This window comes from Duganella sp. Leaf126, assembly GCF_001423125.1.
In the GTDB taxonomy this organism is placed as follows: Bacteria; Pseudomonadota; Gammaproteobacteria; order Burkholderiales; family Burkholderiaceae_D; genus Rugamonas.
The window spans coordinates 106,995-128,388 of sequence record NZ_LMNW01000036.1 but is presented as its reverse complement, the minus strand read 5'-3'; the positions used below and the strand labels follow the sequence as shown (position 1 = coordinate 128,388).

19 protein-coding genes are annotated in these 21,394 nt (G+C 65.7%); 6 read left to right on the top strand and 13 right to left on the bottom strand.

Annotated elements, in window-relative coordinates:
- The gene (locus tag ASF61_RS21985; protein WP_056160937.1) at window positions 1-483 is read left to right on the top strand and encodes an SRPBCC family protein; all 483 of its coding nucleotides are present in this window, start codon (window positions 1-3) and stop codon (window positions 481-483) included.
- Window positions 484-501: 18 nt separating this feature from the next.
- Here the strand turns inward: ASF61_RS21985 and ASF61_RS21980 are convergent, their stop codons facing one another.
- On the bottom strand, window positions 502-1,941 hold the full coding sequence (locus tag ASF61_RS21980; RefSeq protein ID WP_056160936.1) for a dihydrolipoyl dehydrogenase: 1,440 nt from the start codon (window positions 1,939-1,941) through the stop codon (window positions 502-504).
- A 104-nt stretch (window positions 1,942-2,045) separates the two neighbouring features.
- On the opposite strand from ASF61_RS21980, the gene ASF61_RS21975 reads away from it, so the two are divergent.
- Window positions 2,046-2,945 (top strand): ArgP/LysG family DNA-binding transcriptional regulator, encoded by a 900-nt coding sequence (locus ASF61_RS21975; RefSeq protein ID WP_056160934.1) that lies wholly within the window; start codon window positions 2,046-2,048, stop codon window positions 2,943-2,945.
- Window positions 2,946-2,978: 33 nt separating this feature from the next.
- On the opposite strand, the gene ASF61_RS21970 is transcribed toward ASF61_RS21975, so the two are convergent.
- Window positions 2,979-5,015, bottom strand: a complete 2,037-nt coding sequence (locus ASF61_RS21970; RefSeq protein WP_056160932.1) for a primosomal protein N' — start codon at window positions 5,013-5,015, stop codon at window positions 2,979-2,981.
- A 574-nt stretch (window positions 5,016-5,589) separates the two neighbouring features.
- Window positions 5,590-6,672 carry a uroporphyrinogen decarboxylase gene (gene hemE, locus ASF61_RS21965; RefSeq protein ID WP_056161117.1) on the bottom strand — a complete coding sequence of 361 codons (1,083 nt, stop codon included), beginning with the start codon at window positions 6,670-6,672 and terminating at the stop codon, window positions 5,590-5,592.
- A gap of 96 nt (window positions 6,673-6,768) precedes the next feature.
- Here hemE and ASF61_RS21960 point away from each other — a divergent pair, with 96 nt between their 5' ends.
- From ASF61_RS21960 to ASF61_RS21945, 4 genes are all read left to right on the top strand, one after another.
- Window positions 6,769-8,733: a S9 family peptidase gene (locus ASF61_RS21960; protein WP_056160931.1), complete on the top strand. Its 1,965-nt coding sequence runs from the start codon at window positions 6,769-6,771 to the stop codon at window positions 8,731-8,733.
- 22 nt (window positions 8,734-8,755) lie between these two features.
- The gene (locus ASF61_RS21955; protein WP_056160929.1) at window positions 8,756-12,934 is read left to right on the top strand and encodes a DEAD/DEAH box helicase; all 4,179 of its coding nucleotides are present in this window, start codon (window positions 8,756-8,758) and stop codon (window positions 12,932-12,934) included.
- A gap of 83 nt (window positions 12,935-13,017) precedes the next feature.
- Window positions 13,018-13,476, top strand: coding sequence for a CBS domain-containing protein (locus ASF61_RS21950; RefSeq protein WP_056160927.1), 459 nt, complete (start codon window positions 13,018-13,020; stop codon window positions 13,474-13,476).
- 117 nt (window positions 13,477-13,593) lie between these two features.
- Window positions 13,594-15,432, top strand: coding sequence for a DUF885 domain-containing protein (locus ASF61_RS21945; RefSeq protein WP_056160925.1), 1,839 nt, complete (start codon window positions 13,594-13,596; stop codon window positions 15,430-15,432).
- Between the two features lie 160 nt (window positions 15,433-15,592).
- Here the strand turns inward: ASF61_RS21945 and tatC are convergent, their stop codons facing one another.
- From tatC to hisB, 10 genes are all read right to left on the bottom strand, one after another.
- Window positions 15,593-16,348 carry a twin-arginine translocase subunit TatC gene (gene tatC / locus ASF61_RS21940; RefSeq protein ID WP_056160923.1) on the bottom strand — a complete coding sequence of 252 codons (756 nt, stop codon included), beginning with the start codon at window positions 16,346-16,348 and terminating at the stop codon, window positions 15,593-15,595.
- Entirely contained in the window at window positions 16,348-16,857 is a 510-nt protein-coding gene (gene tatB / locus ASF61_RS21935) for a Sec-independent protein translocase protein TatB (protein ID WP_056160921.1), read from the bottom strand. Before tatB ends, tatC begins: the two co-directional genes overlap by 1 nt.
- A 49-nt stretch (window positions 16,858-16,906) precedes the next feature.
- Window positions 16,907-17,149: a Sec-independent protein translocase subunit TatA gene (gene tatA / locus ASF61_RS21930; protein WP_056160919.1), complete on the bottom strand. Its 243-nt coding sequence runs from the start codon at window positions 17,147-17,149 to the stop codon at window positions 16,907-16,909.
- A 116-nt stretch (window positions 17,150-17,265) separates the two neighbouring features.
- Window positions 17,266-17,637, bottom strand: a complete 372-nt coding sequence (locus tag ASF61_RS21925; RefSeq protein ID WP_056160917.1) for a histidine triad nucleotide-binding protein — start codon at window positions 17,635-17,637, stop codon at window positions 17,266-17,268.
- Between the two features lie 124 nt (window positions 17,638-17,761).
- A complete protein-coding gene (locus tag ASF61_RS21920; RefSeq protein WP_056160914.1) occupies window positions 17,762-18,109 on the bottom strand; it encodes a phosphoribosyl-ATP diphosphatase in 348 nt (115 codons plus the stop codon).
- A gap of 4 nt (window positions 18,110-18,113) precedes the next feature.
- Complete coding sequence (gene hisI / locus ASF61_RS21915) at window positions 18,114-18,551, bottom strand: phosphoribosyl-AMP cyclohydrolase (RefSeq protein ID WP_056160910.1); 438 nt, start codon at window positions 18,549-18,551, stop codon at window positions 18,114-18,116.
- 19 nt (window positions 18,552-18,570) lie between these two features.
- The gene (hisF, locus tag ASF61_RS21910) at window positions 18,571-19,332 is read right to left on the bottom strand and encodes an imidazole glycerol phosphate synthase subunit HisF (protein WP_056160909.1); all 762 of its coding nucleotides are present in this window, start codon (window positions 19,330-19,332) and stop codon (window positions 18,571-18,573) included.
- Window position 19,333: 1 nt separating this feature from the next.
- A complete protein-coding gene (hisA, locus tag ASF61_RS21905; protein WP_056160907.1) occupies window positions 19,334-20,122 on the bottom strand; it encodes a 1-(5-phosphoribosyl)-5-[(5-phosphoribosylamino)methylideneamino]imidazole-4-carboxamide isomerase in 789 nt (262 codons plus the stop codon).
- 29 nt (window positions 20,123-20,151) lie between these two features.
- Window positions 20,152-20,790 carry an imidazole glycerol phosphate synthase subunit HisH gene (hisH, locus tag ASF61_RS21900; protein WP_082491881.1) on the bottom strand — a complete coding sequence of 213 codons (639 nt, stop codon included), beginning with the start codon at window positions 20,788-20,790 and terminating at the stop codon, window positions 20,152-20,154.
- 12 nt (window positions 20,791-20,802) lie between these two features.
- On the bottom strand, window positions 20,803-21,393 hold the full coding sequence (gene hisB / locus ASF61_RS21895; protein WP_056160902.1) for an imidazoleglycerol-phosphate dehydratase HisB: 591 nt from the start codon (window positions 21,391-21,393) through the stop codon (window positions 20,803-20,805).
- Between the last annotated feature and the right edge of the window lies 1 nt (window position 21,394).

Here is a 21,394-nt window from a genome sequence, read left to right as displayed (position 1 = left end):
ATGAAATTTGAACACCTTATCGAAATCAACGACCCGCTCAACCCGCTGCTTGACGCCTTGACGGTCGAACAACTGTGGAGCGGCCTGGTGCTGCGCGCCGAATCGCCCAAGCTGTTCCAGCCGCAGCTCGACGACGCCGTCATCGACGAACGCAGCGAACTCGGTTTCCGCCGCCGCCTGCGCTACGGCCAGCTGGTGGTCGAGGACCGCGTGCGGCTCGAGCCGCTGCAGCGCGTGGTGTATGACGTGCCGGCGCAAGGCGAGATCAGCGCGTCCACGCTCACCATGAGCATCGAGCAGCCGACGCCGCAAACGCTGTACGTGCGCTTTCGCTACGACGACGGCCACGACGTCGAAACCGATGCCGCCAATGCCATGTACGACGAGTTCAAGCGCTCGGCCTACAAGGAAGCCGACATCGACACCGTCGCCATGATCCGCGAACTGGCGACCCAGGGCCGGCTCGGCGCCACGCTCAACTAACCAAGACCTGGCAAGCGCTCAGGGCGCCGGCGTGCAGTCGACGCACGGATCGTCGTGCTTCGATTCGTCGGCCAGCGCGTGGGCCAGCTGGCGCAGCGCCGTGCGCACGCCCTCTTCCACCACCGGATGGTAGAACGGCATGTCGAGCATGGCCGATACGCTCAGTCCGGCCTGCGCGGCCCAGGCCAGCAAATGCCCGATGTGCTCGGCACGGGGGCCGATCATCTCGGCGCCCAGGAAGCGGCCGCTGCGATATTCCGCGTACACGCGCAACAAGCCCTTGTTTTGCAACATCACCCGGCTGCGGCCCTGGTCCTCGAACGATACCTGGCCGATGGCGAAGCGCCCCGGGTGCGAGGCGCCCAGTTCCTTGTAGCTGGCGCCGGCCATGGCGATCTGCGGATCGGTAAAGGCCACGCTCAGTGGCGTGCGGCGCAGGCCGGGCCGCACGTCCGGGTAGCGCGCGGCATTGTCGCCGGCGATGCGTCCCTGGTCGGCCGCTTCGGGCAGCAGCGGGCGCTCGTCGTCGGCGTCGCCGCCGATGAAGATGGCGCTGTCGCCGCATTGCATCGTGTACTTGTTAAACTCCGGCACGCCGTGGTGGTCGCGCACCAGGCCCGTATGCTCGAGTCCGAGCTGGTCGAGGTTGGGCTGGCGGCCGACCGCCGACAGCAGGTAATCGAACTGCTCGACGCGGCGCTCACCATCCTTGTGTTCGCTGGTGAGCGTGATTTGCTGGCCGTGCTGCACCACCTCGACCACCTTGGTATCGAAGCGCAGATCCAGCTCGTCCTTGAGCACCTTGCGCGCCACGTCCAGCACTGCGGCGTCGCCCAGTTGCGCGACGTTGCCGCCGCGCCCGAAGATCGTCACCCGCACGCCGAGCCGGTGCAGCGCCTGGCCCAGTTCCAGGCCGATCACGCCGGCGCCGGCAATGGCGATCGACTGCGGTAGATCGTCCCAGTAAAACACGTCGTCGCTGGTGATCACGCGGTCGCCGGCGCGCCAGGCCTCGGGCACGATGGGGCGGGAACCGGTCGCGATCACCACGCGCTCGGTCTCGACGATCGTGTGGTCGCCGACCTGCAGCTGGGTCGGGCTGAGAAAACGGGCATACCCCTGTAACTTGTCCTCGGCCGGGTAGCCGTCCACGGCCTCGGTGACGAAACCGACGAACCGGTCGCGTTCGCGCCGGACGCGAGCCATCACGGCGCGCCCGTCGATGGTGAGCCCGTCCGCCTGCACGCCGAACGGCGGCGCCTCGCGGACCGCGTGGGCCGCATCGGCAGCGGAAATGAGCAGCTTGCTGGGCATGCAGCCCACCCGGGCGCAGGTGGTGCCGAACACATTGCCCTCGATGAGCAGGGTTTTCTTGCCGCCGCTGACGGCGGCGCGGTAGGCGGTCATGCCGGCGGTGCCGCCGCCGATCACTGCTACTTCTGTCTTGATAGTTTTCATGGGCTCGTTTAGCTGGGGCGGTTCCGGTTGAAACGCAAAATATTTGCTTTGCAGCAAAATGGATTAGTATCGCTTATCGTTTTAAAATTGTATAAGGCCCGCTTATGGACCAACTCGATTACCGCGCGCTGGCCGTGCTCGACGCCGTCGTCAGCCAGGGCAGCTTCGAAAAAGCTGCGCTGGCGCTGGGCATCAGCCAGTCGGCCGTGTCGCAGCGCATTAAGGCGCTGGAAGACGCGGCCGGCCGGCTGCTGGTTGTGCGCGGCCAGCCGGCCGTGGCCACCGGCCTCGGACAACGGCTGGTGTCGCACCACCGCCATGTCAAGTTGATGGAAGCGGCGCTCGATATCGATCTCGGCAACAAGAGTAGCATGCCCGAGCTGGCACTGGCGGCCGACGCGGTCAGCCTGGCCACCTGGCTGCCGCTCGCCTTGCAGCCTTTGCTGTCGCCGCCGCGCTGCCAGCTCCACTTTCAGCAGGCAGACCGTGCCAGGGCCCTGCATCTGGTGCGGGAGGGTAGCGTATTTGGCGCGGTGGCAGCGGCCGGCGCCGACGACCAGCCGTCCGGCAGCGCTGGTCCCAGCGTCACGCCGCTCGGTGTGATGCGCTACGTGTGCGTGGCCACGCCGGCGTTTGCCGGCCACTGGTTCGGCGACGGTTTTGCTGCCGACGCAGCGCTGCTGGCGCCGGCCATGACGCTGGACGCCGACATGACGGCCGGCTTCCTGCGCGACGTGCTCGATCTGAAGGGGCCCTACCCGCACCACACCATGCCGCCGTCGGCCGCCAGCCTCGAATGCATCTACGGCAGCCTGGCCTACGGCCTGATGCCGCTGCCGCAGGTGGCGCGCGCACTGGCCGAAGACCGGCTGGTGGACCTGGCGCCGGGCCGCCACGTGGACGTGGCGCTGAACTGGCACGCCTGGAAGCTCGACACGCCATTTACCCGCATCCTCAGCGAGCAGCTGGTGGCCACGGCGCGGCGGGTGCTGCTGCAACCCTAGCGCGATGCGGCCACCATGGCGGGCGCGGCTTTCCTAGATATCGAGCGGATCGACTTCGAGCGACCACTTGACCCGGCTGGTCTTCATCGCGCGCAGCAGCGCCATCCACTCCTTCAGAAATGCCTGCAGCTGCGGGCGTGACGGCGATTCGATCAGCAGCTGGGCGCGGTCGACATTGTGCACGCGCGTCATCGTCATCGGGATCGGGTCGTTGATGGTGATGTTGGGGTGGGCCAGGCAATCGCGGGCGATGGTCAGAAATTCCAGCGCCGTGGCCAGTTCGCGCGCTTCGGCGCGCAGCAGGGCCTGGAACAGGTACGGCGGCAGCGCTGCCTGCTCGCGCTCTTCCAGCAGCGCGGTGGCGAAGTGATCATAGTCGTGGTTGACCACCGCGCCATACAGCGGGTGCTGCGGGTAGCGGGTCTGGATCAGCACTTCGCTGGCGCTGCCGCCCTCGGTGCGCCCGGCCCGGCCGGCGCGGCCCGCCACCTGCATCAGCTGCGCGAACAGCCGTTCGCTGGCGCGGTAGTCCTGCGAGAACAGCGCGGTATCGGGATTGAGGATGCCGACCAGCGTCAGTTTCTTGAAGTCGTGGCCCTTGGCCACCATCTGCGTGCCGATCAGGATATCGACCTCGCCCCGGTGCACGGTGTCGAACGCTTGCTGCGCGCTGCCCTTCCTGCGGGTGGAGTCGGCGTCGATGCGCAGCACCCGCGCCTGCGGGAACAGCGCCTGCAAACCTTCCTCCACGCGCTGGGTGCCGCGCCCCAGCGGTTGCAGGTCGACGTTGCCGCAGGTGGGGCAGTGGCGCGGAATGCGCAGTTCGAGGCTGCAATGGTGGCAGCGCAGCCGGTGCTCGGGGCGGTGCAGCACCATGAACGACGTGCAGCGCGTGCATTCGCTGATCCAGCCGCAGGCCTCGCAGCAGATCACTGGCGCATAGCCGCGCCGGTTCAGGAACAGGAGCGACTGTTCGCCGCGCGCCATGCGCAGCCGCAGCGCATCCACCAGCTGCGCCGTCAAGCCGTCCTGCGGCTTGTCGCGCTCCATGTCGAGCAGTTTTACCTGCGGAAGCACGGCATTCTTGACGGCCCGCTCGCGCAGTTCGAGCTTGCGGTAGCGGCCCGACTGCGCGTGGTGCCAGCTCTCGAGCGACGGCGTGGCCGAACCGAGCACGATCGGAATCTGCAGCTGCCAGGCGCGCCACACGGCCAGGTCGCGCGCCGAATAGCGCAAGCCTTCCTGCTGCTTGTACGAGGGGTCGTGCTCCTCGTCGATGACGATCAGCTTGAGCTGCGGCAGCGAGGCGAGGATCGCCAGCCGGGTACCCAGCACGATGCGCGCCCGGCCCTGGTGGGCGGCCAGCCAGTGCAGCATGCGCTCGCCCTCGGACAGGCTGCTGTGCAGCGTGGCCAGCATCACGCCGGGGAAGCGCGCGCGGATATTGCCCTCGAGCTGGGGCGTCAGGTTGATCTCGGGGACCAGGATCAGGATCTGGCCATCGGGTTCGCGCCTCAGCACCTGGTCGCACGCCTGCAGATAGACTTCGGTCTTGCCGCTGCCGGTCACGCCGTACAGCAGCGTGGGGGTGAATCCGGCGGCGCTGCCGATGGCGTCGGCCGCCTGCTGCTGGCTCGGGTTGAGCGGCGGCGGATTGGCTGCGGTGGCGTCGTGCGGCGCCTCGTTCCTGGCCAGCTTCTTGATGGCGCGGTCGAGCGCCACCGTGGTGCCGACGCGCAGGTTCTTGGGCAGGCCGGGCAGCGCCACCTCGCCCAGCGGCCGCTGGTAGTAGTCGGCTGCAAACGCGGCCAGCGCCAGCCATTGCGCCGACAGCGGCGCCAGCTGGCTGCGCACGGCCAGCGCATCCTTGAGCTTGGCCTCGGGCACCTCGGTCTGCTCGGCCACTTCCACGATCAGCCCGGTCACCTCGCGCGCGCCGAACTGCACCAGCGCCAGTTGCCCGACCTGCGGCCGCGCGTCCCGCTCGCACGGCCAGCGATAATCGAACACGGCGTTGAGCGGGGTATCGAGCGCGATACGCAAAATACAATGCGGAAACAGAGCGGTCATGTGGCCAGACGTTATTAGTTTTGTGTGGATAACTTTGTGGACAAAGGAATCTTAACCCATAGAAAGTGGTGACATCCGTGATGCTATCGTCTCGAAACCGCACCAAAGTAAAAGATTTTTTTATTTAAAATCAGTCACTTAAAAAATAGCTTCCAGAGAGGCTGTCGCAGTGATTTTTCAATCGCATCTGTGCATAAGTGAAGTAATTACCACGGATACCGGACCGGAAACAGGCCGGCGCCCGCACATTCTTCCCCCCTTTACGCTAAGTCCCGGTTTACTAAGAACTTTTATTTTTTATCCACAGTTTATGTGGATAACTTTGTGGAGAATGGCAAAACAAGGTGGCCGGCGACTGTGAGCAACATGGTAGCAATGGTCAATCATCCCATTGATGAAACAAATTTTATCTATATAAATCAATCACTTGCAATCATCAATCGAAGCTGGCAAACCGCCGTGCCTGTTATTTTTGCAGCGGTAAAAATTGTGCATAAGTTGGTTTTCTTGCTGGAATGCACAAAGAAAAAGGGCACGTCCCGGGGCAGAGACGTGCCCTTGCTACGCAACAGCGCTAGCTGGCGCGTTGCGCCCGGCTGTAGCTGTGCACCGCTGCCACCATTGCCGACACGCTCTCGGGCGGCGTGAATTGTGAAATGCCGTGGCCGAGATTGAACACGTGGCCGTGGCCAGCCTGCGGCTTGCCGTAGGCGTCGAGCACCTTGTGCACTTCGGTGACGATCTGTTCCGGGTTGGCGAACAGGATGGCCGGGTCCAGGTTGCCCTGCAGCGCCACCTTGTGGCCGACTGCGGCGCGGGCGCGGGTCAGGTTGGCGGTCCAGTCCAGGCCGACCGCGTCGGCGCCGGTGTCGGCGATCTGCTCGATCCAGTGGCCGCCGCCCTTGGTGAACACGATGGCCGGAATCCGCACGCCATCCTTTTCGCGCTGCAGCAGCGCCACCACCTGGCGCATGTAGTCGAGCGAGAAGGTCTGGTAGGCGCCGTCGGCCAGCGCGCCGCCCCACGAGTCGAAGATCATCACGGCCTGGGCGCCGGCGTCGATCTGGGCGTTCAGGTAGGCCGCCACCGCGCGCGCATTGGTCGACAGGATATGATGCATCAGGTCCGGGCGGCTGTAGAGCATCTTTTTGATGGTGTGGAATTCGCGCGACCCCTGGCCTTCGACCATGTAGCACGCCAGCGTCCACGGGCTGCCGGAAAAGCCGATCAGCGGCACCCGGCCGTTCAACGCGGTGCGGATTTGCGTGACCGCCTTGAACACGTAATCGAGCGTGCCCAGCTCGGGGGCGCGCAGCGCCAGTACCTCGGCCTCGGTCTTCAGCGGCCGCTCGAACTTCGGGCCCTCGCCTTCCACGAAGTACAGGCCCAGGCCCATGGCGTCGGGCACGGTCAGAATGTCCGAGAACAGGATCGCTGCGTCGAGCGGGTAGCGGTCGAGCGGCTGCAGCGTCACTTCGGTGGCGTAGTCGGGATTGGTGGCCAGGCCCATGAACGAGCCGGCCTTCTGGCGCGTGGCGCGGTATTCCGGCAGGTAGCGCCCCGCCTGGCGCATCAGCCACACCGGGGTGTAATCCGTCGGCTGGCGCAGCAGCGCGCGCAGGAAGGTGTCGTTCTGGAGCGGGGCGAATTGTGGCATGGAGGTCATCAAATGGCGGCGAAAGGATTATTATCGCACTCCGGGTGCGCTTTCGCTGGAAGCTTGCCTCTTTGCTCACTTTATTCTGGAGACGCCATGCCTGCCCCGACCACCATCGCCCCCTACGGTACCTGGCCGTCGCCGATCACTGCTGCCCGCGTGGCGGCCGGCGCCACGCCGATGTCCAGCCTGCAGGTTGGTGGGGCAGACGGCAACGACATCTTCTGGCTGGCCGGCCGCGCGGCCGAAGCGGGCCGCAACACGCTGCTGCGCCACCACGGCGCGGAAAACCAGGAACTGACGCCGGCGCCGTTCAATGTGCGGACCCGCGTGCACGAATACGGCGGCGGCGCCTACCTGGTGGCCGGCGACACCGTGTATTTTTCGCATTTCGCCAACAACCGCCTGTACCGTCTGGCCATCGATGACGACGCTGCCGCGCCGGTCGCGCTGTCGCAGGGCGGCGCGCACCGCTTTGCCGACTTCGTGCTCGACCGCGCCCGCCAGCGCCTGATCGGCGTGCGCGAACTGCACGGCGAGGATGACGGGTCCGGCCACACCCAGCCGGTCAACACCGTCACTGCGGTCGGTTTCGACGGCGCCGAAACGGTGCTGGTGGCAGGCGCCGACTTTTATTCGTCGCCGCGCCTGGCGCCGGACGGCCGCACGCTGGCCTGGCTGTCGTGGGACCACCCGCGCATGCCGTGGCAGGGCACCACGCTGTGGCGCGCGGCCGTGCAGGACGACGGTACGCTGGCCACGCCGGTGCAGGTGGCCGGCGGCGACCACGAATCGATCTGCCAGCCCGAGTGGTCGCCCGACGGCGTGCTGCACTTCGTCTCGGACCGCAGCGGCTGGTGGAATTTGTACCGCCAGCGCACCGACGACCATCACATCGAGGCGCTGTGCCCGATGGAGGCCGAATTCGCCGGCCCGCACTGGACCTTCGGTAACAGCCTGTACGGCTTCCGCTCGGCCGGCGAAATCATCTGCACCTATATCGACAAGGGCGTGAGCCGCCTGGCGCGCCTGCTGCCGGCCAGCGGAAAGCTCGAAGCGATCGCCAACCCGTACGAGGAAATCCGCGAGCTGCGGGTGGCGCCCGGCTACGTGGCCATGCTGGCCGGCAGTCCGACCATCGCGCTGGAACTGGCGCGCATCGATTTTACCGAAGAAGGCGTGGAAATCCTGGCGCAGTCGATCGACGATTTACCGGCCGAAGCCGACCTGTCGGTGCCGCTGAACCTGGAATTTGCCAGCAACGGCCGCACCGCCTACGCCTTTTTCTACCCGCCGCGCAACGCCCAGGTGGCCGCGCCCGACGGTGAAAAGCCGCCGGTGATCGTGATCAGCCATGGCGGTCCGACCGGCATGACCGTCAGCACCCTGAAGCTGGCCACGCAGTTCTGGACCAGCCGCGGCTTCGGCGTGCTCGATGTGAACTACGGCGGCAGCACCGGCTTCGGCCGCGCCTACCGCGACCTGCTGCGCGGCCAGTGGGGCATCGTCGACGTCGAAGACTGCGTGGCCGGCGCCCGCGCGCTGGTCGCGCGCGGCCTGGCCGACCCGGAGCGCCTGATCATCCGCGGCGGCAGCGCCGGCGGCCTGACCACCTTGTGCGCGCTGACGTTCCACGACGTGTTCCAGCTCGGCGCCAGCTATTACGGCGTGTCGGACCTGAAAGGACTGGACCAGGATTCGCACAAGTTCGAATCGCACTACAATGCCTACCTGATCGCGCCCCAGCCGCAGGCCGAGGCGCTGTACCAGGCCAGGTCGCCGATCCACCACACGGACCGGCTTACGCGCCCGATGATCTTTTTCCAGGGCCTCGACGACAAGGTGGTGCCGCCGCAACAGTCGGAAACGATGGTGGCGGCGCTGCGCGCACGCGGCGTGCCGGTGGCGTATGTGCCGCTCGAGGGCGAAGGCCATGGCTTCCGCAAGGGCGAGAACATCGTGCGCACGCTGGAAGCGGAACTGTATTTTTACCAGCGCATGTTCGGCCTGCACGATGGCGCCGCGCCGGCGCCGGTCCACATCGACAATGTCCCCGACTGATACCTTACCCGACTGATACCGCATGACCGACACCCCCCTGCAGCACGAATTCGATGCCCTGGCGTTCAACGAAAAAATGGTCCTGGCGCTGCTGGCGCTGATCGGCGAACCGGTGGGACGCACGGCCATCCTCGACCTGCTCAAGCACGCCCGCATCGACAACGCCGAGGGGGCGCCGTTCACGGTGCTCACGCTCGACGACGCCCTGCAAAAACTCGACCGCCTGGCGTTCACCAGCGTGGTCACGGGGCGCGGTCATGTCTGCAATCCCAGGCTGCGCTGGCCGGCCATGCGCGCGGCCATCGGCACCCATGCGCTCGACGACCTGTGCGCGGCGTACGCGGAACTGGTGCCGCTGCGCCAGACCTGGGGCGGCTACGAGCCGCGCAGCTACCGCGCCGGCATGGCGCTGCTGCGCATGGGCCTGTTGCGCGGCCAGGCGCCGCAACAGGTCACACCGCTGCTGGCGTTTTGCCTGAACAGCTATGAAGCGGCGCAACTGCACCCGCTGGTGGAGATCTTCGGCCGGCCGTTCGAGCCGGGCATGCTGGCGCGCGTGCATCCGCTGCTGCAGGACGAGGTGCTGGCCACGCTGCTGCACCACGCCCAGTACGAACCGCAGAGCGCCCCGGCCATCCGCGAATTCTGCACCCAGCACCTGCAGCGCCGGCAGGCGGCCGGGGACGACATCACGGCAGCGCTGCGCCTGACGCTGGCCGAAGACGCCATCCTCGGCGGCAGCCTGGCCGACGCCCAGCGCTACCTGGAGCGCACCAGCGGTCCGCACAGCCAGTTCCTGGCCAGCACCCTGGTGCTGCTGCAGGGCGCCGGCAGCGCGGCGCTGGCCGGCTACGAGGCGGCGCTCAAGGCGCTGCGCCGCGAAACGGGCAAGCGCAAGCAGCTGTTTGCCGGCTTCGGCAGCTATCTGTACCTGGCCGCGCTGCTGCGCAGTCCCGACCCCAAACACCAGAAAAACGCGCAAGCCTACCTCGAGATCGCGGTACGCCTGCCACAAAACCGCGGTTCCGCGATCCACCAGCAGCTCGACCTGCTGCGCCAGGTGCGCGCGGGCACCTTGAGCGCGGACGCCATCGGCAGCCTGGCCTGGGACCCCGACCTGCAGACGCAGCTGTTCCAGTGCCTGCTGTATTACTGGCTGTCGGCGCCGCCGCTCGGCGAGCGCAAGCAGCCCTTGCACGAGCTCTACGCGCAGGCGCAGGCCGCCGGCTTCCACTTCATCGCCGCGCAGGCAGCCACCTTGCTGGGCCATCTGGGCAACGTGGGCATGGCCGAGCGCGGCGCCGCCCTGCACGCGCAGCTGGCGTTGCCCGACCTGGGCGCCTGGTTCGAACGCCAGGAGGGCTGGCAGCGCCAGCTGGCGGCCCTGATCAACCTGCAGCAGCCCGAGGGCGCGGCGGCAGGCGCGGTCAAGGCGTCGCGCCTGGTCTGGCTGCTCGACTACCAGCCGCGCTGGGGCGTGACGGAAGTGACGCCGGTCGAGCAGAAGCGCGACGCGCGCGGCGTCTGGAGCAAGGGCCGCGCGGCCAGCCTGAAACGGCTGCGCTTCGAGACCGACAGCTTCGATTTCCTCACGCCGCAGGACGTGCGCGCCACCGAATCGATCACCGTCGCCCACCGCGGCTACACGTCCAGCGGCATGGCCTATGAAGTCCATCCGCAGCGGGCCGTGGCGGCCCTGGTCGGCCACCCGCTGCTGTACTGGGCCGAGGCGCCCGACACGCGGGTCGAACTGCTGGCCGGCGAACCGGAGCTGCTGATCCGCAAAAGCGCGGGCAACCTCGAAATCCGCCTGCACCCGCCGATACCGGACGACAGCGCCACCGTGATCGTGACCAGGGAGACGCCCACGCGGCTGCGGGTGGTCACCATCGCGGACGAGCATCGCCGCATCGGCGCCATCGTCGGCGACGCCCTCAACGTACCGGTCCACGCCGAAGAGCAGGTGCTGCACGCGATCCGCTCGATCTCGTCGCTGGTGACAGTGCAGTCCGATATCGGCGGCGCTGCGCCCGACATGGTGCAGGTGGCGGCCGACACGCGCCTGCACGTGCACCTGCTGCCCTACCAGCACGGCCTCAAGATGCAGATCCTGGTGCGCCCCCTGGCGCAGGGCGCCTATTACGCGCCCGGCGACGGCGCCGACAGCGTGATCGCCGACGTCGGCGGCCAGCCGGTGCAGGCGCACCGCCAGCTGGCCGACGAGCGCGCGGCCGAACGGACGCTGGTCGCCGATTGCCCGGTGCTCGCATCGAGCGAGCAGGAACACGGCGAATGGCTGCTGGGCCAGCCGGCGCTGTGCCTGCAGCTGCTGACCGAGCTGCAGGCGTTCCAGGACGCGCACGCCGATGCGCTGGTGATCGCCTGGCCCGAAGGCGAGAAGTTCCGCGTCACGGCCAAGGTGGAAACCAAGCAGGTGCGCCTGGCCATCAAGAGCAACAAGGACTGGTTTGCCGCCAGCGGCCAGGTGCAGATCGACGAAGACAAGGTGATGGACCTGCGTACCCTGCTCGAGCTGGTACAGAAAAGTAAGAGCCGCTTTGTCGAATTGGGCGAAAACCGCTTCCTGGCGCTGGCCGACGAGCTGCACCGGCGCCTGCGCGAAGTCACGGCCTACGGCGAGCTGACCGAAGACGGCGTGCGCCTGCACCCGCTGGCGTCGTTCGCGCTCGAGGAACTGGCCGACGATGTGGGCGGCGTCAAGGCCGACAAGCTGTGGAAGGCGCACCTGGAGCGGATGGCCGAGCAGACCGCGTTCGAGCCGGTGCTGCCCACCACCTTGCAGGCCGAGCTGCGCGACTACCAGCTCGAAGGCTACCAGTGGCTGGCGCGCCTGGCCCACTGGGGCGTGGGCGCCTGCCTGGCCGACGACATGGGCCTCGGCAAAACGCTGCAGGCGCTGGCGCTGATCCTGTCGCGCGCGCCCGACGGTCCGACGCTGGTGATCGCGCCCACCTCGGTGTGCCTGAACTGGGTCAGCGAGGCGGCGCGGTTTGCACCGACGCTCAAGGTCAAGATGTTCGGCACCGGCGACCGTGCCGATACGCTGGCCAGTCTGCAGCCTTACGACCTGGTGGTGGCCAGCTACGGCCTGCTGCAACTGGAAGCGGCGCTGTTTGCCGGCGTCCAGTGGCGCACCATCGTGCTCGACGAGGCGCAGGCGATCAAGAACGGCGCCACCAAGCGCTCGCAGGCGGTGATGGCGCTCAACGGCGACTTCCGCATGGCGTGCACCGGCACGCCGCTGGAAAACCACCTCGGCGAATTGTGGAACCTGTTCCGCTTCATCAATCCGGGCCTGCTGGGCAGCATCGAGCAGTTCAACCTGCGCTTTGCCGCGCCGATCGAAAAGCCGCAGGACCACCGCGCCGAAGTCGGTGCCCGCAAGCGCCTGCGCCGACTGATCCAGCCGTTCATGCTGCGCCGGACCAAGTCGCAGGTGCTGACCGAGCTGCCGCCGCGCACCGAGATCACGCTCGAAGTGGACCTGTCGCCGCAAGAGACGGCGCTGTACGAATCGCTGCGCCGCACGGCGCTCGAAACGCTGGCCGCCGTGGAAGGCCCGGCGGAAAAGAAATCGATCCAGATCCTGGCCGAGATCATGAAACTGCGCCGCGCCTGCTGCAACCCGAACCTGGTGTCGCCGGAGCTGGGCATCCCCAGCAGCAAGCTGGCCGCGTTCGCGCACCTGCTTGCCGGCCTGCTGGAGAACCGCCACAAGGTGCTGGTGTTCAGCCAGTTCGTCGATCACCTGGCGCTGATCCGCGCCCACCTCGACGCCCACAATATCGGCTACCAGTACCTTGATGGCGCCACGCCGATGAACGAACGCAAGAAGCGGGTCGATGCGTTCCAGGCCGGCATGGGCGACGTCTTCCTGATCAGCCTGAAAGCGGGCGGGGTCGGCATCAACCTGACCGCTGCCGACTACGTGATCCACATGGACCCGTGGTGGAATCCGGCGGTGGAAGACCAGGCCTCGGACCGTGCCCACCGCATGGGCCAGCAGCGCCCCGTCACCATCTACCGGCTGGTGGCGCGCCACACGATCGAGGAAGGCATCGTCGACCTGCACCAGCACAAGCGCGACCTGGCCGACAGCCTGCTCGAAGGCAGCGACGTGTCGGGCCGCATGTCGGCCGGCGAGATGCTGAGCATGCTGCAGGAGGGGCTGCAGCACTAAGGCGGTACGGTCGAGAACTTCCTGCGATGGGTCTCGTCAAAGGGGGAACGGCGCCGCCGGCGCCGCTCACCAGGGAGAGAGATATGAGCACGATTGCAGAAGTCATGAGCCGCGATGTGACCAGCGTGGCGCCCGACAGCACCATCCGCGAAGCGGCAGAAATGATGGACGACCTCGACGTGGGCGCCCTGCCCGTCACCGAAGGCCGGCGCCTGGTCGGCATGGTCACCGACCGCGACATCACGGTGCGCGCCACCGCTGCCGGCCTGGGGCCGGAAGAAACCTTGGTCAGCGAAGTGATGACCGAGGATATCTGCCACTGCTACGAAGACCAGGACGTGGACGACGTCATGCAGGACATGCGCGACATCCAGGTGCGCCGGGTGCCGGTGGTCAGCCGCGACGAGCACCTGTTGATCGGCATCGTGGCGCTGGCCGACCTGGTGGACGCCGGCGCCGGCACCGACGCCGAGGACACTGCCGCCACGCTGCGCGATATTTCGTCGCCCGAACCGACCGGCGAGGCCCACCTGCGCAGCTGACGGCCCTGCGCGTTCTCGTGTAACGAACGCTCTCAAGCGGGCGGATTAGTGATAATCTCCCACGCTTCGACTCGGCTCGCCTGCGGGCCTTGTCATCTTTACACGAGGCTGCAAACGATGATCAAGACAAAACTCGCGCTGGCGGCGGTGATGGCGGCCCTCGCCTTTGCCCCGGCCAGCGCCGCAACCCAGAAAAAATCCGGCAAGACCAGCAAAACCAGTAAAAAAAGCACCGTCAAGCATACTGCGGCCAAGGCCGCTCCCGCAGCGGTGCTGGCCGAGCGCTGGCAAGACCGCCAGTTCGATTTGCTGAGCAACCAGTTCCTCAACGCCCAGTGGCGCATCGACTCGGAAAGCGCGATCTACGCCGGCAAGTACGATACCGCCGCCACCCTGTTCATCCCCGACCAGGCCGGCATCGCCAGCGAACTGGCCTTCATCGACGAATGGCTCGACCGCTTCGGCAAGGTCAACGCCAAGCAGCTGGCGGCCAAGCAGCGCACCGATCTGCAACTGCTGCAGAACAAGCTCGAGGGCGACCGCTGGCGCCTGACCACGCTGCGCGAATACGAGTGGAACCCGGCCAGCTACAACGTGGCCGGTCCCTTGGACCTGATCCTCAATACCGAATACGCGGCGCGGCCGCAGCGGCTGCGCACCCTGCTCAAGCGCATCACCAGCATTCCCGCCTATTACGCCGCCGCGCGCGCCAACATCGTCAACCCCACGCGCGAGCACACGCGCCTGGCGATCAAGCAGGCGCCGGGCGTGAAAGCGGTGCTGGTGGAAGCGAACAAGACGGCGCAGACGTCGATCCTGAACGCGGCCGAGAAGCAGCAGTTCGCGCTGCGCGTCGATGCAGCGCTGGCGGCGGTGGACAACTACGTTGCCTACCTGACCGAGCGCGAAAAGCTGATGACCACGAACGGCCGCCGCAGCTTCCGCCTCGGCAAGGAACTGTACGAGAAAAAATTCGCCTACGACATCCAGTCCGGCAGCACCGCCGAACAGACCTACCAGAAGGCGCTGGCCGCGCGCGAAGAGCTGCTGGCCAATATGGACCGCCTGTCCGACGAACTGTGGGACAAGTACCTGCCCGGCGTGGCCAGGCCGGCCGACCGCTATGCCAAGATCGGCATGATGATCGATAAGCTGTCCGAGCGCCACGTGGGGCGCGAGAACTTCGTCGCCGAGATCCGCCGCCAGATTCCCGAGCTGCAGGCCTGGGTGATCCAGCACGACCTGCTCACGCTCGATCCGGCTAAGCAGCTCGAAGTGCGCGCCACCCCGGCCTACCAGGCGGGCGTGGCCGGCGCCAGCATCGACGCGCCCGGCCCCTACCGTCCGCAGGACCGCACCTATTACAACGTCACCCCGCTCGACGGCGCCACGCCCGAAGCGGCCGAGAGCAGCCTGCGCGAGTACAACCACTGGATCCTGCAGATCCTCAATATCCACGAAGCGATTCCCGGCCACTACGCCCAGCTCATCTACGCCAACAAGTCGCCCTCGATCGTCAAATCGATCTTCGGCAATGGCGCCATGGTCGAAGGCTGGGCGGTGTACGGCGAGCGCATGATGCTTGAATCGGGCTACGGCGACAATGCGCCCGAGATGTGGCTCATGTATTCGAAGTGGAACCTGCGCAGCGTGACCAACACCATCCTCGACTACAGCGTGCACGTGCTGGGCATGACCGAGGACCAGGCCATCGATCTGCTGACGCGCCAGGCCTTCCAGACCCGCAGCGAAGCAACCGAAAAATGGCACCGGGTGCAGGTGTCGTCGGTGCAGCTGACCAGCTACTTCAGCGGCTACAGCGAAATCATGGCGCTGCGCGAAGAACGCAAGCAGGCGCTGGGCAGCAACTTCAATCTGAAGCAGTTCCACGAACAGTTCCTCAGCTACGGCAGCGCACCGGTGCGGGTGATCCGGGAACTGATGATCAACAAGTAATCAGCCGCACAATGCAAAAGCCCCGCAGTTCACCACTGCGGGGCTTTTTTGCCAGCAGGGCAAGACGCTGCAACGCGCTTGTGGCGAGGCGCGGCGTCGCAGACAGTGCGCTAGCACGGCAAGACGCCGCAACGACGCCACGGGCGCGTTTCAGCAGTCATCAGGCCTTTTCTTCGGGGGCGGTGGACATCTTCACGAACATCGGCGCAACGATCAGTCCCAGTTCGAACAGCAGCCACATCGGAATGGCCAGCGAGAACATCGACATCGCGTCCGGCGGCGTGACGATGGCGGCCACCACGAAGGCGCCCACGACCGCGTACGGACGGATTTCCTTGAGCTTGGCCACCGACACCAGCCCGGTGCGCACCAGGATCACCACCACCACCGGCACCTCGAAGGTGGCGCCAAAGGCCAGGCACATCGACATCACGAAGTCGAGGTAGTTTTCGATATCGGGCGTGACCGCGATCGACGTGGGCGAGAACTGGGCGATGAAGTGAAACACGCGGCCGAACACGAAGAAGTAGCAGAACGCCACGCCGGCCATGAACAGCAGCGACGACGAAATGACCAGCGGCGCCACCAGGCGCTTTTCATGCGTGTACAGGCCGGGCGCAACGAACGCCCACATCTGGTACAACACCCACGGCAGCGCGATGATAATACCGAGCACGAAGGTCACCTTCATCGGCACCAGGAACGGCGACGTCACGCCGGTGGCGATCATCTTCGAGCCCAGCGGCAGCGAATTGATCATCGGCTGGGCGATGAAGTCGTAGATCTGCGCCGGACCTGGCCAGAAAAACAGCGCCAGCACCACCACCGCGATGCCGATCGATGCCTTGACCAGGCGGTTACGCAGTTCGACCAGATGGGAGATGAAGGTCTCTTCGCCTGAGTTTGGGGTAGTCATCAGTAAAACGAGTTCCGGGTATTGTCACGAGGGCGGAACCGCGCCACGCGGGCCGCGCCCGACGTCACGTGCAGCTTGCCGCCGTGGCGTTGCTTGTACCAGGCCGGCACGGCCGAACTGCGGACCAGCTTTTTGCGGCGGAATTCACGCGCCTTGCGCGCCAGGTCGTCGCTGCTGACGGTGGAAAACGCGACGGGGGCCGACGAGATGTCCTCGATGGCCGGTGTGTCGTGCCAGGCATTCTGCACATCCTCGAGGTTTTTCGAAATCGAGTTTTCGACCTCGCTCTTGATGTCGTGCGCCGCTTCCTGCACTTCCTTCTGCAGGTTGCGCAGCTCTTCGAGCTCGATTTCGCGCGTGACTTCGGATTTGACGTCGTGCAGGTAGCGCTGGGCGCGGCCGTACAGCGTCCCGGCCATGCGTGCCACCTTGGGCAGCTTTTCGGGGCCGATGACGATCAGCGCAACCACGCCGATCACCGCCATTTTGGTAAGACCGAGATCGATCATAGGACAGAAGCGTCAGCTCGCGCGGCCCGGCATGGCAGGCCGCTGCGGCTTACAGCTTGTTTTTCTCTTTGACGTCGACGTCGATGGTGCTCGGGGTGACCGGATTGACCGGTGGCGCAGGTGGCGCAGGTGGCGTTACCGGCTTGTCCTCGTCGCTGCCCTTGACGCCATCCTTGAAGCCTTTGACAGCCTTGCCAATGTCGGACCCCATATTGCCCAGTTTTTTGGTGCCGAAAATCAAAATCACGACCACCAGCACAATCGCCCAGTGTATCCAGCTCATCGAACCCATCTTATTCCCCTTGGCGGCGCAGTGCGCCCGTTATCCGTTGATCCATCGTTCATTCAAGACTGCCAGCGACAGTATACGTCAAGCGCCGACCGTCATGTGTCTGTCATGCAGCCAGCCTAACGTTCACCGCGCCACGGGTGGGCGCCGCCGATCACGTGCAGGTGCAGATGGTACACCTCCTGTCCGCCGTCGGGTCCGCTGTTGATGACCGTCTTGAAGCCGGCCGCCGGCCGGCCCTGCTCATCATAGCGGACCGCGCAACCGAATTCTTCTGCAAGACGGGGGGCCAGCGCCAGCATTTTACCGAGCAGCGGCGCATCCTCCAGCGTGCAGTCGGACAGCGTGGAAAAATGCTGTTTCGGTATCACCAGCAAATGCACCGGTGCGTGCGGGTTGATGTCCTTGAACGCGTACAGGTCATCGTCTTCATAGACGGCGGTCGAAGGAATTTTCTTTTCGGCTATCTTGCAAAACAAGCAGTTTTCCATGGGGGCTCCACAGTATCGTTGGCTGCCGAGTCGTCATCCCTGCGCATTCGGGATCGCATTTGCGCGAGCAAACGTGACGCGGCGAAATTGGATTCCCGCCTGCGCGGGAATGACGGATGTCAGGTTAGTGGTGCTCATCCTTGCGTGCGTTTTTTTCTGCGATGCCGGACACGCCTTCGCGGCGCGCCAGCTCGTCGAGCACCTGCTGCGGGGTCAGGTCGAACTGCGCCAGCAGCACCAGCGTATGGAACCACAGGTCGGCCACTTCGTACAACACTTTGTCGGGCTCGCCGGACACGCGCGCGTCCTTGGCGGCCATCACGGTCTCGGTGGCTTCCTCGCCGATTTTTTTCAGAATGGCATCGTCGCCCTTGGCGTACAGCTTGGACACGTAAGAGGTGGCGGGGTCGCCGCCGTTGGCCAGCTTGCGCGATTCCATCAGCGCGGCCAGGCGGTCCAGGATAGTGCTCATCGGCTTAACTCGTTTTCGGTTTGGTGTAGATGTCGGCCGGCGCCTTGATGACCGGCTCGGCGTTGTGCCAGTCGCCGCCTTCGGCGTCGCCCTCGAATTTCTGGTAGAAGCACGAGTGACGGCCGGTATGACAAGCGATGCCGCCGGCCTGCTCGATCTTGAGCAGCACCACGTCTTCGTCGCAGTCGAGGCGGATTTCCAGCACTTTTTGCGTGTGGCCCGATTCCTCGCCCTTGTGCCACAGCTTCTTGCGCGAGCGGCTCCAGTACACGGCTTCGCCCAGCTCGACCGTCTTGGCCAGCGCGTCGCGGTTCATCCAGGCAAACATCAGCACGTCGTTGCTGCCCGCTTCCTGGGCGATGACGGGCACCAGGCCGTTTTCGTCCCAGTGGATTTTTTTCAGCCATTTGGCCTTGGCAAGGCTGTTCTGTGGGGTGGACATGTGGTTTCCGCTGTGACCGTTAATCGAGGCGCATCGGGATGCCCTGCTCTGCCATGAAGCGCTTGGCTTCCTGCACCGTGTGCTGGCCGTAGTGGAAGATGCTGGCCGCCAGCACCGCATCTGCCTTGCCGAGCTTGATACCGTCGGCCAGGTCCTGCAGGCCGCCCACGCCGCCCGAGGCGATCACGGGAATGCCGATGGCGTCGGACACGCCGCGCGTCAGGCCCAGATCGAAACCGGACTTGGTGCCGTCGCGGTCCATGCTGGTGAGCAGGATTTCGCCGGCGCCCAGCTGTTCCATCTTGATGGCCCAGTCGATGGCGTCGATGCCGGTGGCCTTGCGCCCGCCATGGGTAAACACTTCCCACTTGCCGGGCGCCACCTGCTTGGCGTCGATCGCCACCACGATGCACTGCGCGCCGTGTTTTTGCGACGCCTCGTACACCAGCTGCGGGTTCGACACGGCCGACGAATTCATGCTGACCTTGTCCGCGCCGGCGTTGAGCAGGCGGCGCACGTCGGCCACCTCGCGCACGCCGCCCCCGACGGTGAGCGGAATGAAGACCTGCGAGGCCACGGCCTCGATGATCTCGAGGATCAGGCCGCGGTTGTCGCTGGTGGCCGTGATGTCGAGGAAGGTCAGTTCGTCGGCGCCCTGCTCGTCGTAGCGGCGGGCGATCTCGACCGGGTCGCCGGCGTCGCGCAGCTCGGTGAAGTTGACGCCCTTGACCACGCGGCCATCGGTGACGTCAAGGCAGGGGATGATGCGTTTGGCAAGCATGTCAGTCTTCCGGGTAGTCGGGCAGGTCGCCGCTCAGTTCGTCGGCGCGCAGTTGCGCTGCGGCCAGGTCGATCGTGCCTTCGTAAATCGAGCGGCCGCAGATCACGCCTTCGATGCCTTCGTCCTGCACCGCGCACAGCGCTTCGACATCGCCGATATTGTGCAGGCCGCCCGAGGCGATGACCGGAATCTTGACCGCTTGCGCCAGCTTGACGGTGGCCTCGATGTTGACGCCGCCCATCATGCCGTCGCGGCCGATGTCGGTGTAGATGATCGCTTCCACGCCGTACGCTTCGAACTTCTTGGCCAGGTCGATCACTTCGTGGCCCGACATCTTGCTCCAGCCATCGGTGGCGACCTTGCCATCCTTGGCGTCGAGGCCGACGATGATGTGGCCCGGGAAGGCGCCGCAGGCGTCGTGCAGAAAGCCCGGCTCCTTGACGGCAGCCGTGCCGATGATGACGTAGCTGATGCCGGCGTCGAGATAGCGCTCGATCGTGTCGAGGTCGCGGATGCCGCCGCCCAGCTGCACCGGGATTTCATCGAGGTCGTTCTCTTCCGCGAACTCCTGCACCACCTTGAGGATGGCCTTGACCGCGCCTTCGTTCTTCGGCTTGCCGGCAAAAGCGCCGTTCAGGTCCACCAGGTGCAGGCGGCGCGCGCCCTGCTGCAGCCAGTGCAGGGCCATGTCGGCCGGGTTTTCCGAGAAAACGGTGGCAAGTTCCATATCGCCTTGCTTGAGGCGAACGCAGTGACCGTCTTTGAGGTCGATGGCAGGAATGAGCAGCATGATAGGTATGGGGTCTGGGGGAGTTAGGATTAGGGGTTCCAGCGAACGAAATTACGGTACAGCTGCAGACCGGCCGCGGCGCTCTTCTCCGGGTGGAACTGCGTGGCAAAAATATTATCACGGGCGACCGCGCAGCTGAACGGCGCGCCATACACGGTTTGGCCGACGGTATGGGCGTGCTGTTCCGGCTGCGCGTAGTAGCTGTGGACAAAATAAAAATAGCTATTGTCCGCAATGCCATCCCACATCGGGTGAGACGCGTTTTGACGCACTTGGTTCCAGCCCATTTGCGGCACCTTGAAGCGCGAACCGTCGTCCTGCAGCTGGCCGTCGAGCTGGAAGCGCACCACCTTGCCGGGCAACAGGCCCAGGCCGGCGGCGTCGCCCTCCTCGCTGCCGTCGAACAGCATCTGCTCGCCGATGCACACGCCCATCAGCGGCTTGCTGCGCGCCGCGGCCAGCAGCGCGTCCTGCACGCCGGACTCGCGCAGGCTGCGCATGCAGTCGGGCATGGCGCCCTGGCCCGGCAGCACGATGCGGTCGGCGCTGTCGATGTCGGCAACCGTGCCGGAGATCAGCACCTCGGCCTCGGGCGCCACGGCGCGCAGCGCCTGCGCGACCGAGCGCAGATTACCCATGCCGTAATCAACTACTACGATTTTTTTCATGATAGTGGAGTCTTACAGAGTGCCCTTGGTCGAAGGGATAACGCCGGCAGCGCGCGGGTCGCGCTCGGACGCCATGCGCAGCGCGCGGCCGAAGGCCTTGAACACGGTTTCGCACTGGTGGTGGGCATTGGTACCGCGCAGGTTGTCGATGTGCAGCGTGACCAGCGCATGGTTGACGAAGCCGCGGAAAAATTCCAGCGTCAGATCGACATCGAAGCTGCCGATCATGGCGCGCGTAAACGGGATGTGGTACTCGATGCCCGGCCGGCCCGAGAAGTCCAGCACCACGCGCGACAGCGCCTCGTCGAGCGGCACGTACGAGTGACCGTAACGGACGATGCCCTTGCGGTCGCCAATCGCCTTGGCCACCGCCATGCCCAGCGTGATGCCGACGTCTTCCACCGTGTGGTGGTTGTCGATATGGGTGTCGCCGGTCGCCTCAACCTCGAGGTCGAACAGGCCATGGCGGGCGATCTGGTCGAGCATGTGGTCGAGGAAGGGCACGCCCGTGTTGAGCTGTTGCTTGCCGGTGCCGTCGAGGTTGATCGAGACGCGCACTTGCGTCTCGTTGGTATTGCGGGTGATTTCTGCGGTGCGGTTCATG